Raw genomic sequence first — 13,973 nt, forward strand, 5'->3', positions numbered from 1 at the left:
GCCCCGCCGGGTCCCGAGTGTTCGAATGAACAGGTGAACCCCGAACGACCCGAACCACCGGAGGAACCGGACGGACGCCCGATCGGCCGCCGCGTCTTCCTCGGCACCCTCGGCCTGGGCGCGCTCGGCGTGGCCACCGCGCCCGTACTCCAGCGCGGCCTCGAAGGACTGCTCGGCTCCGTCGCCGGCAAGGACCCGACGGGCCTCACCGGCCTGCTGCCCAACGGCGGCGGCTTCCGCTACTACTCCGTCGCCGCCTCCGTCCCGCACCGGAGCGCGGCCGACTACCGCCTCACCGTCGACGGGCTGGTCGACCGCCCGCGCGGCTACACCCTCGCCGAACTGCGCGCCCTGCCGCAGACCCGGCTGGTCAAGGACGTCCAGTGCGTCACCGGCTGGCGCGTCCCGGGCACCCCCTTCCAGGGCGTACGGCTCGCCGACCTGCTCGACGCGGCCGGCGTCCGCCCGTCGGCCAGGGCCATCCGCTTCACCTGCTTCGACGGCACGTACACCGAGAGCCTCACCCTCGCCCAGGCCCGCCGGCCGGACGTCCTGGTCGCCCTGCGCATGCAGGACAAGGACATCGGCCACGACCACGGGGGTCCCGTCCGCCTCTACGTCGCCCCGATGTACTTCTACAAGTCGGCCAAGTGGCTCTCCGGCATCACGGTCACCGACCGGGTCCGGCCCGGCTACTGGGAGAACCTCGGCTACGACGTCGACGCCTGGGTGGGCCGCTCGAACGGACGGACCGATGAGCCTACGAGCTGAGACCCCGGCCCCGCCGGGCGCCCGCGTCCGCCGCTTCGGCCGGTCGCAGCGCTGGGTGCACCGCACGACGGCGGCCCTGATGGGGGTGTGTGTGGTGACGGCGGCCGTCCTCTACATCCCGCAACTGGCGGTCATGGTCGGCCGCCGGGCCCTGGTGGTCCGGGTCCACGAGTGCGCGGGCCTCGCCCTGCCGGTACCGGTGCTGCTGGGCCTCGTCTCCCGGGGCTTCCGCGCCGACCTGCGCTTCCTCAACCGCTTCGGCCCGCACGACCGGATCTGGCTGCGCGCCGCGCTCCGCCGCGACCGGTCGCCCGCCTCGCGCCCGGCCGGGAAGTTCAACGCGGGCCAGAAGGTCTACGCCGCCTGGATCGCCGGTGCGACGCTGGTCATGCTCGGCACGGGCCTGATGATGTGGTTCACGCGGCTCACCCCGCTGGTGTGGCGCACCTCGGCGACCTTCGTCCACGACTGGCTGGCCCTGACCATCGGCGTGGTCCTCGCGGGTCACATCGGCATGGCGCTGGGCGACCCCGAGGCCAGGAGGGGCCTGCGGACGGGATCGGTGAGCGGGGAGTGGGCGGAGCGGGAGCACTCCCTGTGGCGCCCCTGACGGCGACCGGACTCCGCTGAGGGAGTGCGGCCGGCACAAGGGCGACACGGCGCACGACGACGGTATTTGGCCCCCGCGCGGCCCGCCGTCCCGGGACCGGCGGGCCGACGGCGCCTCAAGGGGCGCCGACGCGGGGTAACCGGAACCTACGCTTCCCAAAAGCAAAAGGGAAGCCCTCATTCCTGTTGACCGCTCGACGTGCGGCGACGCACTCTGAACCCCACGCGCCACAGAGGAGGAGCACGATGAGCCGAGCCACCGACACCGTCCGCGTCGTCGAGTACTGGACGGACCGGGACACCCACGTGATCATTCCCGTCCAGCGCTGCGAAGAGGTCGACCGCATGAGCGACGCGCAGCTGATCTCACGGTTCGGGGACCCCGAGCACGGGACGGTCGCCCGCATCGTCCACTAGGGACACGCAGGGACGCGCCGGGACACGCGGATACGCCGGTGGCACCCCGCTCAGTCGGTGAAGTCCAGCAGCACCTTGCAGGACCGCTCCCGGTCGGCGGCCAGCGCGAACGCGGCCTCCGCTTCGGCCACGGGCGTGACGGCGCTGATCAGCCCGTCGAACTCACCGCGGGCCGCGAGCAGTTCGAGGGCGTCGTCGAACTCGTCGGCGAACCGGAACGACCCGCGCAGCTCGATCTCCCGGCTCACCACGAGGTTGCCGGCGAACGGGCTCCACCCCGGCGGCAGCATCCCGAGCTGCACGACCACGCCTCCGCGCCGCACCAGCCGCAGACACGTGTCCAGACCGGCCGCGACCCCCGAGGCCTCGACGGCCACGTCCACGTCCTCCGGCCACCCGGAGTCGCCGGCGTCGTCGGCCCGTACGAGCGTGTCGGCGCCGGCGACGGCCGCGTACCGCAGCGCCTCCGGTACCAGGTCGGTCACCGTCACCCGGGCCGCACCGGCCGCCTTCGCCGCCGCGACCACCAGGCATCCGATCGGTCCGGCCCCGGTCACCAGCACATGCAGCCCGGACACGTCACCGGCCCGCCGCACGGCGTGCAGGGCCACCGACAGCGGCTCGGCGAGCGCGGCCCGCCGCAGTCCGAGACCGGCCGGCAGCTCCCTCAACTGCTCGGCCGGTACGGTCACTTGTGCGGCGAACCCGCCCTGGACGTGCGGTGTGCGGGCCGCGCTGCCCAGATAGCGGGTGTCACGGCACACGTTCGCCCGCCCGTCGGCGCACTCCGGACAGACGCCGCACGGCGTGGCCGGATGCACGGCGACCGCCGTACCCGGGGCCGGACCGGCCGCGTCCGCCCCGTAGGAGACCACCGTCCCCACCACCTCGTGACCGAGGACCAGCGGCTCCCGGAGCCGGAAGTCCCCGACCCCGCCATGCCGCCAGTAGTGCAGATCGGACCCGCACACCCCGCCGTACCGGACGGCCACGAGCGCCTCACCGGGCCCCGGTTGGGGAGCGGGCAGCTCCGTCACCCGGAGGTCGCCGGCACCGTGGATCACACAACCCAGCACACCCACCGCCCCCTTCACAGCACGCTCGTCATGCCGCCGTCGACGTACAGCACCTGGCCGCCGACGAAGTCCGCTGCGGGCGAGGCGAGGAAGAGCAGTCCGCCCACCAGGTCCTCGGTACGGCCCCAGCGGCCGGCCGGGGTGCGCCCGCGCACCCACGTGCTGAACTCCTCGTCCGCCACCAGGGGACGGGTCAGCTCGGTCTCGATGTAGCCGGGGCCGAGGCCGTTGACCTGCACACCGTACGGTCCCCAGTCCGCGCACATGCCCTTGGTGAGCATCTTCAGCGCGCCCTTGGTCGCCGCGTACGGCGCGATGCCCGGCCGGACGACCTCGCTCTGCAGCGAGCAGACGTTGACGATCTTGCCGTGGCCGCGTCGCGTCATGCCCCGGGCGGCCTCCCGGCCGACGAGGAACGCACTCGTGAGGTTGGTGTCCAGCAGGCGGTGCCAGTTCGCGTCGGTGAATTCCAGCAACGGGGCGCGCAGCTGCATGCCGGCGTTGTTCACCAGGATGTCGAGCGGGCCCACCCGCTCCTCGACGTCGGCGATCCCGGCGGCCACGGCCGGGCCGTCGGTCACGTCGAACACCGCCGTGCGGACGTCACCGGGCAGCTTCGCGGCGGCCTCGGCCAGCCGGTCGCCGTCGCGCCCGTTGAGGACCACCGTGCAGCCGGCCTCGGCCAGGCCCCGCGCCAGCGCGAGTCCGATGCCCCGGCTGGAGCCGGTGACCAGGGCCGTGCGGCCGCCGATGTCGAAGAGGGGGTGAGCCGTCATCGCCGTAACGCTCCTAGATCACCAGGGACAGCAGCAGGATCAGGCCGCCGGCAACCACCGAGATGATCGTCTCCATCACCGACCAGGTCTTCACCGTCTGCCCGACGGTCAGCCCGAAGTACTCCTTCACCAGCCAGAAGCCGGCGTCGTTGACATGGCTGAAGAAGAGCGAGCCCGCGCCGATGGCCAGCACCAGCAGGGCCGCGTGGGTGGTCGACATGTCGGCCGCGAGCGGCGCCACCAGACCGGCCGCCGAGACCGTCGCCACCGTCGCCGAGCCGGTCGCCAGCCGGATCGCCACCGCGATCAGCCAGGCCAGCAGCAGCGCCGGGATCGACCAGTCCTTGGAGACGTCCAGGATCATCTGGCCCACCCCGGAGTCGATCAGCGTCTGCTTGAAGCCGCCGCCGGCACCCACGATCAGCAGGATGCCCGCGATGGGCATCAGGCCCTTCTCGACGGTCTGCTGGAGGCGGTCCTTGCCGAAGCCGGCCGGCCGGCCCAGCGTGAAGAAGCCGACGAGGACGGCGGCGAGCAGGGCGATCAGCGGGGAGCCGATGACGTCGAAGACCCGCTGCGTGGAGTTCGCGGGGTCGTCGATGACGATGTCCACCAGCGCCTTCGCCAGCATCAGCACCACGGGCAGCAGCATGGTGAACAGGGTCGCGCCGAAGCCCGGGCGGCGCTCCAGCTCGTCCGAGGCGCGCTGGGGCAGCATCCGGTCGGGCGCCGGGACGTCGACCCAGCGGGCCGCGACCTTCGAGAACAGTGGACCGGCGATGATCACCGTGGGGACGGCGACCAGGAGACCGAGCGCCAGCGTCACACCCAGGTTGGCCTTGACCGCGTCGATCGCGACCAGCGGGCCGGGGTGCGGCGGGATCAGGCCGTGCATCACGGACAGACCCGCGAGGGCGGGGATGCCGATGCGCATGACGGAGTAGTTGCCGCGCTTGGCGACCATCAGCACGACCGGGATCAGCAGCACGATGCCGACCTCGAAGAACAGCGGCAGGCCGATCACGGAGGCGATCAGCACCATCGCCCAGGGCATGGCACGCCCGCCCGCCTTGGCGAGGATCGTGTCGACGATCTGGTCGGCACCGCCGGAGTCGGCGAGCAGCTTGCCCAGGATCGCCCCGAGCGCGATCAGGACGCCGACGCCGGCCACGGTGGTGCCGAGCCCGGTGGTGAAACTGACGATGGCCTTGTCGAGCGGCGCTCCGGCGACCGCACCGAGCACCAGTGAACCGATGGTCAGGGCAAGGAAGGCATGCAACTTGAACTTGGTGATGAGCAGGACGATCACGGCGATGCCCACCAGGACGGCTATGCCCAGCTGGGCATGTCCGGCGGAGGTGATCGGCGCGGGCGCGTCCGCTGCCAGCATCTCGACGCTGAGTCTGGTCACGGGGGTTCCCTTGTGAAGACGGGGGGGACGGGGGTGAGGTGTTACTCGGATGCGAGGGGAAGCGCGTCCAGCGCCCGTACGGCGCGTTCGGTGATCTCCTGGCGGCTGCCCGCGACGTCCACGGCGACTCCCGCCTCGTCCGCCCCCAGCGGCTGCAGCGTGGCGAACTGGGAGTCCAGCAGCGCGGTCGGCATGAAGTGCCCCTGGCGCTGCGTCATCCGGTCCTCGATCAGCTTCCGGTCACCGGTGAGATGCACGAACACGACGCCCGGGGCCACGGCCCTGAGCCGGTCGCGGTACGACCGCTTCAGCGCCGAGCTGCTGACCACCCCGCCGAGCCCGGCCCGCCCGTGCGCCCAGTGCCCGATGGCCTCCAGCCAGGGCCACCTGTCGCTGTCCTCGAGCGGGATCCCGGCGGACATCTTGGCGATGTTGGCCGGGGGGTGGAAGTCGTCGCCCTCGGCGTACGGAACGCCCAGTCGCGCGGCGAGCAAGGGACCGATGGTGGTCTTGCCCGTCCCCGCGACGCCCATCACGACGACGACCTGGGGGGTACGCATCACTGCCTCGCTGTCTTCCTCGACATCCGACGCCACGTCGGCGTCGCCACACTGAAACCTATTAGGTACGACGAATTCAAGAGTGTGTGACGTATAAGTCTGACTTTTTGTCTCCGTGATCCAGGTCGTACGCTGAGTGCATGACCACACCGGGCCGGGGGCTGCACGGCCACGTACTGGACACCCTCGGCCCCGCGATCACCGCGGGCGAGTACCCGCCGGGCAGTGTTCTGCGCACGGACGAACTCGCCCAGCACTTCGAGGTGTCACGCTCCGTGATGCGCGAGGCGGTCCGTGTCCTGGAGTCCATGCACCTGGTCGAGTCCCGCCGCCGCGTCGGCGTCACGGTCCGCCCGAAGGCCGAGTGGAACGTCTACGATCCGCAGGTCATCCGCTGGCGCCTGGCCGGCGCCGACCGCCCGCACCAGCTGCGCTCCCTGACCGTGCTCCGCTCGGCGGTCGAGCCCCTGGCCGCGGCCCTGGCCGCCCGGCACGCCACGGCGGAGCAGTGCGCCGAACTCACCGAGTGCGCCCTCGGCATGGTGGCCAACTCACGCGGCCACCGGCTGGAGAAGTACCTCATCCACGACATCGCCTTCCACCGCGTCGTCCTCAACGCCTCGGGCAACGAGATGTTCGCCCGCCTCGGCGACGTCGTCGCGGAGGTCCTCGCGGGCCGCACCCATCACGAGGTCATGTTCGAGGACCCCGACCCGGCGGCCGTGACCCTGCACGTACAGGTGGCGGAGGCGGTCCGCGCCGGCGACGCGGCACGTGCCGAGGAACTGACCCGCCAGATCACCGTGGGCGCCCTCCAGGAACTGGACATCCTGGCGCCCTAGCCGGTCTCACTCCCGCTCTTCGGGAAACTCCCCGTCCACGTACACCCACGCCCCGTCCACCCGCTCGAACCGGCTCCGCTCCAGCAGCGAACCGCCCCGGTAGGACGCCCGGAAGGTCACCGTGCCCGCGCTGTGGAAGGCCGACCCGTCGGTGGCGTCCAGGATCTCCAGACCCGTCCACCTCGTCCCCGGGTCGAGCTCCAGCCGCCCGGGCCGGGTCCGCGGATGCCAGGTGCGCAGCAAGTAGCCCGCGTCCCCCTTCACGAACGCGCTGTACCGCGAGCGCATGAGCAGCTCCGCGGTCGGGGCGGCCGTCGAGCCGCCGTGGAAACGGCCGCAGCAGGCGTCGTAGGACGCGGGGAGCCCGCAGGGGCAGGTGCGCGAGGTCATGACGCACATTCTGCCCGGACAGGGGAGGCGTCCACCGCGGCCCGGGTGCACAGTGGAAGGGGCGTGGTCGCCGCGCCCCGCCAAGGCGCGGGCAACCGCGCGACCAGCCACGACGGACCGGCAGGCGACCGGCGGCCCGTAGCGGCCCGACCCGCGGAGCGAGGTGGCGGACGATGACCCGACCGGTGAGCAGCCGTGCTCCGGCCATCAAGGAATGGCGGCTGAACCTGTACCTGTCCGAGCACGACCCGGACACCACTGCCCGGATCGTCCTCGACACCGGCGACAACGTCCTGGAGAGCCACGCCGAGGCCCGGCGCAGCCCCTACGACCAGGCGATACCCGACATCGGCGACGAACTCGCCGCCGGCCGCGCCCTCATCGCCATGGGCCGCCTGCTGCTGCGCGCGGCCGACGGGGACATGAGGGAGACGGGAGCCGCCGACGCGGAGGGCCCCTCCCCGCTCTGGCTGGCCCGGGAGTGACGGAGCGGCACCATGCTCTTCACCGACCGGACCGAGGCGGGACGGCAGCTGGGCAGCCGCCTGCGGCACCACCTCAGGGGCCAGGACGTCGTCGTGCTGGGGCTGCCCCGCGGCGGGGTACCGGTCGCCGCGGAGGTCGCCGAGGCACTCGGCGCGCCGCTGGACGTCTGCCTGGTCCGCAAACTGGGCGTGCCCTACCAGCCCGAACTCGGCATGGGTGCCATCGGCGAGGACGGGGTGCGGGTCGTCAACGAGGAGGTACTGCGGCACACCGGCGTCGGCCGGGCCGACCTGGACCGGGTCGAGGCGCACGAGCGTACGGTCCTCGACCGGCGGGCGGCCCGCTACCGCGGTGCACGCGCCCCCGTCACGGTCACCGGCCGGACCGCCGTGGTCGTCGACGACGGAGTGGCCACGGGCTCCACCGCCAGGGCCGCCTGCCGGATCGCCCGGGCCCGCGGGGCGGCCCGCATCGTGCTGGCGGTACCCGTGGCACCACGGGACCTCGCCCGCCGGCTCGGCGACGACGCCGACGTCGTCGTCTGCCTCGACACCCCCGCCGACTTCTTCGCCATCGGCCAGTTCTACGGCGACTTCACCCAGGTCGACGACGAGGAGGTCACCGCCTGCCTGCGACGGGCCGCCGCCCGCCACGGCCGGGCCACCGGCACCCCCGGCCATGACCACGAGGTCGAACCGGTCGCCGGCACCGTACGCCTGCGCGGACGGCTCACCCTGCCGGCCGGCGCCACCGGCGTCGTCGTCTTCGCCCACGGCAGCGGCAGCAGCCGGCACAGCCCCCGCAACCGGTTCGTCGCCCAGGGACTGAACCGGGCCGGACTCGGCACCCTGCTCTTCGACCTGCTCACGGAGGACGAGGAACGCGACCGGGCCAACGTGTTCGACATCCGCCTGCTCGCCGAACGGCTGGCCGGCACCACCGACTGGCTGCGCGGCCGCCCCGGCGCCGAAGGGCTCGCCGTCGGCTACTTCGGCGCCAGCACCGGCGCCGCCGCCGCCCTGTGGGCCGCCACCGAACCCTCCGCACGCCCCGCCGCCGTCGTCTCCCGCGGCGGCCGGCCCGACCTCGCCGGGGCGCGCCTGCCCGCGGTGACCGCGCCCACCCTGCTCGTCGTGGGCGGCGCCGACCCGCTGGTCCTCGAACTCAACCGCGCGGCACAGGCCCGGCTGAGGTGCGAGAACCGGCTGGAGACCGTCCCCGGTGCCACCCACCTCTTCGAGGAGCCCGGCACCCTGGAGCGGGTGACCGACCTGGCCCGCGACTGGTTCACGGACCACATGGCTCCCGCGCACGTGTAGGCCGGACCGTGCACGAGGGACGCCTCACCCTCTTCCTCGCCGGTGACGTCATGCTCGGCCGGGGCGTCGACCAGATCCTCGCGCACCCCGGCGACCCGGCCCTGCGCGAGGACTGGGTGCACGACGCCCGCGACTACGTCGCCCTCGCGGAGGCCGCGAGCGGCCCGATACCCCGGCCCGCCGATCCGGCCTGGCCGTGGGGCGAGGCACTGCCCGCCCTGGACCGCGCCGCACCCGACGTCCGCGTGCTCAACCTGGAGACCGCCGTCACCGCGGACGGCGACTTCGCGCCGGGCAAGGGCGTCCACTACCGCATGAACCCCGCCAACCTGCCCTGCCTGGCCGCGGCCCGCCCCGACGTCTGCACCCTCGCCAACAACCACGTGCTCGACTTCGGGCCGCGCGGCCTCGCGGACACCCTCGAGGCGCTGACCGCGGCCGGCCTGCGCGCGGCCGGCGCCGGCCCGGACCCGGACACCGCGTGGCGGCCCGCGGCCGTCCCCCTGCGCACCGGCGGACGCCTGCTGGTCCTCTCCTTCGGCATGCCGTCCAGCGGCATCCCGCACAGCTGGGCCGCCACCGCCGAGCGGCCCGGGGTGGCCCTCGTGGCCGCTCCCACCGAACGCGCCGCGGCCCTCCTCGCCGGCCGGCTGCGAGCGCGAAGACGGCCCGGCGACCTCGTGGTCGCATCCGTCCACTGGGGCTCCAACTGGGGACACACCGTCACCCGCGCCGAGATCCGCTTCGCCCGCGCGCTCGTCGACGCCGGGGTCGACGTCGTCCACGGCCACTCCTCGCACCACCCGCGCCCGGTCGAGGTGTACCACGACCGGCTCGTCCTCTACGGCTGCGGCGACCTCGTCAACGACTACGAGGGCATCGGCGGCCACGAGCTCTACCGGGACGACCTGCGACTGCTGTACCTGGCCTCCCTGGACGGCGGCACCGGCCGGCTGACCGGCCTGCGCATGGTGCCCCTCCTGGCGCGCCGGATGAGCCTCACGCACGCCTCCGCCCGGGACACGGCCTGGCTGCGCGCCACCCTCGACCGGCACGGCCGCGACCTGGGCACCCGCATCGACCTCGGACCCGACGGCACCCTCACCGCACGGCCCCTGCGCCCGGGCCCGCCCCGCTGAACGCGCCACCCGGGCGGGCGGGGCGGACGCCGGGCAACGCAAAAGGCCCCTGCAGAGCAGGGGCCTCGCTGGTGTCCGAGGGGGGACTTGAACCCCCACGCCCGATAAAGGGCACTAGCACCTCAAGCTAGCGCGTCTGCCATTCCGCCACCCGGACAAGGTGTCTGTCGCGCGGGGTTTCCCTCGCGGCGACGAAGGAAACATTACCAGGCTTTCGGGGGTGCCTGATCACACCCCGTCCGGGCAGCGGCCCGGCGTGAACGGCATGTGACGGGCCGGTACCGGTCTTTGGCCCGGGCAGGGGGCGGAGAGAGGATGAGGTGACCACCGGCAGGGACGCCGCCGGCACGACGGCGGACGGGACGACCGGCGGACAGGCAGCAGTGACAGCGGGAGGAAGCAGCGTGAGCGAGACGGACACGGCCAGGAGCGTCACCGGCGAGGACGAGGTCGTGGACCTCTGCCGCGAGCTGATCCGGTTCGACACCAGCAACTACGGCGACCACTCCGGACCCGGTGAGCGCAAGGCCGCCGAGTGGGTGGCCGAGAAGCTCGCCGAGGTCGGCCTGGAGCCACAGATCTTCGAATCGCATCCGGGGCGCGCCTCGACGGTGGCCCGCATCGAGGGCGAGGACCCGTCCCGGCCCGCGCTGCTCATCCACGGGCACCTGGACGTCGTACCGGCCAACGCGGTCGACTGGACCCACCACCCCTTCTCCGGCGAGATCGCCGACGGGTGCGTGTGGGGGCGCGGAGCGGTCGACATGAAGGACATGGACGCGATGACCCTCGCGGTCGTGCGGGACCGGCTGCGCAGCGGACGGCGGCCCCCGCGGGACATCGTGGTCGCCTTCCTCGCGGACGAGGAGGCCGGCGGCACCTACGGCGCCCGGCACCTGGTCGACAACCACCCCGAGCTGTTCGAGGGCGTCACCGAGGCGATCAGCGAGGTCGGCGGCTTCTCCTTCACGGTCAGCGAGCAGCGGCGGCTCTACCTGATCCAGACCGCCGAGAAGGGCATGCACTGGATGAAGCTGACCGTGGCCGGCACCGCCGGGCACGGGTCGATGATCCACCGCGACAACGCCATCACAGAGCTGTCGGAGGCCGTCGCCCGGGTCGGCCGGCACACGTTCCCGGTCCGTGTCACCAAGACCACCCGGGCCTTCCTCGACGAGTTGGGCGACGCCCTCGGCACCGAGCTGGACCCGGAGGACATGGAGTCCACCATCGCCAAGCTCGGCGGCATCGCCAAGCTCATCGGCGCGAGCCTGCGCAACACGGCCAATCCCACGCAGCTGAACGCCGGCTACAAGGTCAACGTCATCCCGGGCGAGGCCACCGCCCACCTCGACGGCCGGTTCCTGCCCGGCCACGAGGAGGAGTTCCTCGCGGACCTCGACCGGCTCCTGGGCCCGAACGTGCGGCGCGAGGACGTGCACTCCGACAAGGCGGTGGAGACCACGTTCGACGGGGCGATCGTCGAGGCCATGCAGTCCGCGCTGCTCGCCGAGGACCCGGCGGCGAAGGCGATCCCCTTCATGCTGTCCGCCGGCACCGACGCCAAGTCCTTCGACGACCTGGGCATCCGCGGCTTCGGCTTCGTGCCCCTCAAGCTGCCGCCGGAGCTGGACTTCGCGGGCATGTTCCACGGGGTGGACGAGCGGGTGCCGGTGGACGGGCTCCAGTTCGGCGTGCGGGTGCTCGACCGCTTCATCGACGCCTCGTGAGGCCTTTTCACCGGGTAATCGGCCAGTCGTACGAGATCGACTGAGAAGGGTGAATGCGACGATAGGCTCGTAGCTTCATTAGTTCCTCCTCGTTACTGGTGATGTGACTCCGCACCTTGGAGTCGCATTGCCAACGAGGAGGAACAATGATCAAGAAGGTCGTCGCTGCTGCGGCTGCCACCGGTGGGCTGGTTCTCGCGGGTGCGGGCCTCGCCGTCGCCGATTCCGGTGCCCAGGGTGCCGCCGTGCACTCCCCGGGTGTCCTTTCCGGCAACGTCATCCAGGTGCCCGTGCACGTCCCGGTGAACGTCTGCGGCAACACGGTCAACGTGATCGGGCTCCTGAACCCCGCCTTCGGCAACACCTGCATCAACAAGTGACGCCGGCTCCCTGAGGGGGCGTCTTTTTGCGAGCCGTCGGCCTCGGAGCGCGCGCCATGCGCTCCGAGGCCGACCGGCCTTTCTGCACCGTTCCATGTCCCGGACCGGTGTACGCGGAATTTCGAAGGCAGGGGGGAACTCAGCATGCGACAAGGCACCCGCAAGGGCCTGATGACCATGGCCGCGGCGACCGGTGTGATCGCCGCCGCGAGCGGCTACGCCCACGCCGACTCGGGCGCGCACGGCACCGCCGGCGGCTCACCCGGCGTACTGTCCGGCAACACGGTGCAGGCGCCGGTGCACGTGCCGGTGAACGTCTGCGGCAACACCGTCGACGTCGTCGGGCTCCTCAACCCGTCGGTCGGCAACACCTGCGCCAACCGGGGCGGTGGGTCCGGGGGTTACGGCGACTCGGGCCACGGCGGTTCGGGCCACGACGGCTCGCACGCCGGCGGCCGCACCGGCGGCTCACCGGGCGTCGGTTCCGGCAACACCGTGCAGGTACCGATCGACGTCCCCGTGAACGTCTGCGGCAACAGCGTCGACGTCATCGGCGCCGGAAACGCCACCACGGGTGACGACTGCGTCAACGGCGGAGGCGGTCACCACACCCCGCCGGGAGACGGCCACGGCAACCCGCCCGGCCACCCGGGGCAGCCCGGGCATCCCGGCCACCCGGGGCACCCCGGAACTCCCGGTCACCCCGGCACCCCGGGTCACCCGGGTACTCCCGGTCACCCCGGCACTCCTGGTACGCCGGGCCACCCCGGAGGGGGCACGCCCGGCAAGGGCGGCCACACGTCCCACGGGTCCACCCAGGTCCACGCGCAGACCGCCGGTTCGACCCGGACACCCGCCACCGCTCAGCTCGCCCACACCGGCAGCGACGTCCCGCTGGGCCTGGCCCTGCCGGTCGGCGCCGGGGCGCTGCTCGCGGGCGCGGTCCTCTACCGCAAGGCACGGGCCGCGGCGTAACCCGACGCCGGACACGCAGCGGGCCCCGCCGTCCCGGCGGGGCCCGCTGCGTTCACCTGTCCTGTCCTGTCCGGTTCCTGTCCGTCCGTCTCACCAGGTGGCGCGCACCTGGCGGATGATCCGCCGGCGCAACCGCACCCTGCGGCTGCCGTCGCGCAGCAGGCTCAGTCGGTCCAACTCCCAGTGTCCGTACTCGGCGTGGTCGGTCAGCAGACGCGTGGCGTCCTTGCGGGACACCCCGCGAGGCACGTACACGTCGACAAATTCGTATTCCGGCATCGCATCTATTGTGCGGGCTGGTGCCCGGTACGGATAGCGTCTGCACTATGTCTGATGCTGCGCAGCCCACCGCTGCCGAGGTACGCGCCGCCGCCGAAGCGGTGAAGACCGCGCTCGACCGTCACCTGGCTGCGGTCGAAGGCCGGTCGGGGGAGGACGACCCGGCCGTCTCCGAGGCGTTCAACCAGCTGGCCGCGGCCGCCGAGGCGTACGACGAGGTGCTCTACGACCGCTACGACGAAGTCACCCCCTTCGAGATCCCGGGTGCGGAGGACACGCTGCCGCCCTACGCCGGGCCCGAGGAGCCGAACGCGATCAGCGTGCTGATCCGCCGCGACTACACCGTGGCGGAACCCCAGCGGCTGCTGGCGCAGGCCCAGCGGGTCGAGGCGGCCGAGTACGAGGACGTCGGCGGCAACGGAAACGGTGCCGGCACGACGCTCCCCGGGTCGCTGGGCATCCTCTTCGGCGAGTTCGAACCGGACGAGATCGCTTCCCGGCACAAGGAGTTCGGCCTCGAGGAGGGCGACTCCACGCTCTGGGTCACCGCGACCGACGAGGCGCCCGAGGCCGGGGAGTGGCTGGAAGCCCCGTTCGAGCAGGTCGATCCGCAGCAGGTGGTGTGCCGGTTCGACGTCAGTGCCGTCTTCGACGACGAGGACGACGACCAGGACGACGAAGACGATCTCGAATTCGTCGAGGACACGGGCGACGTGGACGAGGCCGTGGACGCGGACGAGGCCGAGGACGCCGGGAAGTGATCCCGGCCCGCGGTGCCGTCACGGCCACTGGCCGGCACGGCACCGCCGGACC

Annotated in this window: 17 protein-coding genes and 1 tRNA gene; 11 read left to right on the top strand and 7 right to left on the bottom strand. The window is 72.6% G+C overall.

Annotated elements, in window-relative coordinates:
* The first annotated feature begins 33 nt into the window (after window positions 1–33).
* From BLW57_RS30695 to BLW57_RS41570, 3 genes are all read left to right on the top strand, one after another.
* Window positions 34–771, top strand: coding sequence for a molybdopterin-dependent oxidoreductase (locus tag BLW57_RS30695; protein WP_093478981.1), 738 nt, complete (start codon window positions 34–36; stop codon window positions 769–771).
* The gene (locus tag BLW57_RS30700; RefSeq protein ID WP_093478983.1) at window positions 755–1,381 is read left to right on the top strand and encodes a cytochrome b/b6 domain-containing protein; all 627 of its coding nucleotides are present in this window, start codon (window positions 755–757) and stop codon (window positions 1,379–1,381) included. The genes BLW57_RS30695 and BLW57_RS30700 overlap by 17 nt, the downstream gene beginning before the upstream one ends.
* A 245-nt stretch (window positions 1,382–1,626) precedes the next feature.
* Window positions 1,627–1,797, top strand: coding sequence for a hypothetical protein (locus BLW57_RS41570; protein ID WP_176985783.1), 171 nt, complete (start codon window positions 1,627–1,629; stop codon window positions 1,795–1,797).
* A gap of 50 nt (window positions 1,798–1,847) precedes the next feature.
* On the opposite strand, the gene BLW57_RS30705 is transcribed toward BLW57_RS41570, so the two are convergent.
* The 4 genes from BLW57_RS30705 to BLW57_RS30720 are packed head-to-tail and all read right to left on the bottom strand — an operon-like array spanning window position 1,848 to window position 5,620.
* Window positions 1,848–2,873 carry an L-idonate 5-dehydrogenase gene (locus BLW57_RS30705; protein WP_093480967.1) on the bottom strand — a complete coding sequence of 342 codons (1,026 nt, stop codon included), beginning with the start codon at window positions 2,871–2,873 and terminating at the stop codon, window positions 1,848–1,850.
* Window positions 2,874–2,887: 14 nt separating this feature from the next.
* A complete protein-coding gene (locus BLW57_RS30710) occupies window positions 2,888–3,649 on the bottom strand; it encodes an SDR family oxidoreductase (protein ID WP_093478984.1) in 762 nt (253 codons plus the stop codon).
* Window positions 3,650–3,662: 13 nt separating this feature from the next.
* A complete protein-coding gene (locus BLW57_RS30715; protein ID WP_093478986.1) occupies window positions 3,663–5,060 on the bottom strand; it encodes a GntP family permease in 1,398 nt (465 codons plus the stop codon).
* Window positions 5,061–5,101: 41 nt separating this feature from the next.
* Window positions 5,102–5,620 carry a gluconokinase gene (locus BLW57_RS30720; RefSeq protein WP_093478987.1) on the bottom strand — a complete coding sequence of 173 codons (519 nt, stop codon included), beginning with the start codon at window positions 5,618–5,620 and terminating at the stop codon, window positions 5,102–5,104.
* Between the two features lie 140 nt (window positions 5,621–5,760).
* Between BLW57_RS30720 and BLW57_RS30725 the strand changes: the two genes are divergently transcribed.
* Complete coding sequence (locus BLW57_RS30725; protein ID WP_093478989.1) at window positions 5,761–6,462, top strand: FadR/GntR family transcriptional regulator; 702 nt, start codon at window positions 5,761–5,763, stop codon at window positions 6,460–6,462.
* Between the two features lie 6 nt (window positions 6,463–6,468).
* Here BLW57_RS30725 and BLW57_RS30730 read toward each other — a convergent pair whose 3' ends face one another.
* Window positions 6,469–6,852 carry a YchJ family protein gene (locus BLW57_RS30730; protein WP_093478990.1) on the bottom strand — a complete coding sequence of 128 codons (384 nt, stop codon included), beginning with the start codon at window positions 6,850–6,852 and terminating at the stop codon, window positions 6,469–6,471.
* A gap of 173 nt (window positions 6,853–7,025) precedes the next feature.
* Here BLW57_RS30730 and BLW57_RS30735 point away from each other — a divergent pair, with 173 nt between their 5' ends.
* The 3 genes from BLW57_RS30735 to BLW57_RS30745 are packed head-to-tail and all read left to right on the top strand — an operon-like array spanning window position 7,026 to window position 9,796.
* Complete coding sequence (locus BLW57_RS30735) at window positions 7,026–7,337, top strand: dsRBD fold-containing protein (protein ID WP_093478992.1); 312 nt, start codon at window positions 7,026–7,028, stop codon at window positions 7,335–7,337.
* 12 nt (window positions 7,338–7,349) lie between these two features.
* Window positions 7,350–8,657 (top strand): phosphoribosyltransferase family protein, encoded by a 1,308-nt coding sequence (locus BLW57_RS30740; RefSeq protein WP_093478993.1) that lies wholly within the window; start codon window positions 7,350–7,352, stop codon window positions 8,655–8,657.
* 8 nt (window positions 8,658–8,665) lie between these two features.
* Window positions 8,666–9,796, top strand: coding sequence for a CapA family protein (locus BLW57_RS30745; RefSeq protein ID WP_093478995.1), 1,131 nt, complete (start codon window positions 8,666–8,668; stop codon window positions 9,794–9,796).
* 69 nt (window positions 9,797–9,865) lie between these two features.
* Here the strand turns inward: BLW57_RS30745 and BLW57_RS30750 are convergent.
* Window positions 9,866–9,953 (bottom strand) — tRNA-Leu (locus BLW57_RS30750).
* Window positions 9,954–10,200: 247 nt separating this feature from the next.
* Between BLW57_RS30750 and BLW57_RS30755 the strand changes: the two genes are divergently transcribed.
* From BLW57_RS30755 to BLW57_RS42910, 3 genes are all read left to right on the top strand, one after another.
* Window positions 10,201–11,526, top strand: coding sequence for a M20/M25/M40 family metallo-hydrolase (locus tag BLW57_RS30755; RefSeq protein WP_093478996.1), 1,326 nt, complete (start codon window positions 10,201–10,203; stop codon window positions 11,524–11,526).
* A 146-nt stretch (window positions 11,527–11,672) separates the two neighbouring features.
* Window positions 11,673–11,906 carry a chaplin ChpH gene (chpH, locus tag BLW57_RS30760; protein WP_073899767.1) on the top strand — a complete coding sequence of 78 codons (234 nt, stop codon included), beginning with the start codon at window positions 11,673–11,675 and terminating at the stop codon, window positions 11,904–11,906.
* Between the two features lie 144 nt (window positions 11,907–12,050).
* Complete coding sequence (locus BLW57_RS42910) at window positions 12,051–12,881, top strand: chaplin (RefSeq protein ID WP_093478998.1); 831 nt, start codon at window positions 12,051–12,053, stop codon at window positions 12,879–12,881.
* A 90-nt stretch (window positions 12,882–12,971) separates the two neighbouring features.
* Here the strand turns inward: BLW57_RS42910 and BLW57_RS30770 are convergent, their stop codons facing one another.
* Window positions 12,972–13,160: a DUF5703 family protein gene (locus tag BLW57_RS30770; protein ID WP_005485166.1), complete on the bottom strand. Its 189-nt coding sequence runs from the start codon at window positions 13,158–13,160 to the stop codon at window positions 12,972–12,974.
* 47 nt (window positions 13,161–13,207) lie between these two features.
* Here BLW57_RS30770 and BLW57_RS30775 point away from each other — a divergent pair, with 47 nt between their 5' ends.
* Entirely contained in the window at window positions 13,208–13,921 is a 714-nt protein-coding gene (locus tag BLW57_RS30775) for a hypothetical protein (protein WP_093478999.1), read from the top strand.
* Window positions 13,922–13,973: the final 52 nt, after the last annotated feature.

The organism is Streptomyces sp. 1222.5, assembly GCF_900105245.1.
GTDB classification, from domain to species: domain Bacteria; phylum Actinomycetota; class Actinomycetes; order Streptomycetales; family Streptomycetaceae; genus Streptomyces; species Streptomyces albidocamelliae.

What these genes read in the sequence shown, in the direction of transcription:
- BLW57_RS30740 (WP_093478993.1), top strand. Translation starts at nt 7,350, where the DNA reads ATGCTCTTCACCGACCGGACCGAGGCGGGACGGCAGCTGGGCAGCCGC.
- BLW57_RS30735 (WP_093478992.1), top strand. Translation starts at nt 7,026, where the DNA reads ATGACCCGACCGGTGAGCAGCCGTGCTCCGGCCATCAAGGAATGGCGG.
- BLW57_RS30730 (WP_093478990.1), bottom strand. Translation starts at nt 6,852, where the DNA reads ATGACCTCGCGCACCTGCCCCTGCGGGCTCCCCGCGTCCTACGACGCC.
- BLW57_RS30725 (WP_093478989.1), top strand. Translation starts at nt 5,761, where the DNA reads ATGACCACACCGGGCCGGGGGCTGCACGGCCACGTACTGGACACCCTC.
- BLW57_RS30700 (WP_093478983.1), top strand. Translation starts at nt 755, where the DNA reads ATGAGCCTACGAGCTGAGACCCCGGCCCCGCCGGGCGCCCGCGTCCGC.
- BLW57_RS30770 (WP_005485166.1), bottom strand. Translation starts at nt 13,160, where the DNA reads ATGCCGGAATACGAATTTGTCGACGTGTACGTGCCTCGCGGGGTGTCC.
- BLW57_RS41570 (WP_176985783.1), top strand. Translation starts at nt 1,627, where the DNA reads ATGAGCCGAGCCACCGACACCGTCCGCGTCGTCGAGTACTGGACGGAC.
- chpH (WP_073899767.1), top strand. Translation starts at nt 11,673, where the DNA reads ATGATCAAGAAGGTCGTCGCTGCTGCGGCTGCCACCGGTGGGCTGGTT.
- BLW57_RS42910 (WP_093478998.1), top strand. Translation starts at nt 12,051, where the DNA reads ATGCGACAAGGCACCCGCAAGGGCCTGATGACCATGGCCGCGGCGACC.
- BLW57_RS30720 (WP_093478987.1), bottom strand. Translation starts at nt 5,620, where the DNA reads ATGCGTACCCCCCAGGTCGTCGTCGTGATGGGCGTCGCGGGGACGGGC.
- BLW57_RS30710 (WP_093478984.1), bottom strand. Translation starts at nt 3,649, where the DNA reads ATGACGGCTCACCCCCTCTTCGACATCGGCGGCCGCACGGCCCTGGTC.
- BLW57_RS30775 (WP_093478999.1), top strand. Translation starts at nt 13,208, where the DNA reads ATGTCTGATGCTGCGCAGCCCACCGCTGCCGAGGTACGCGCCGCCGCC.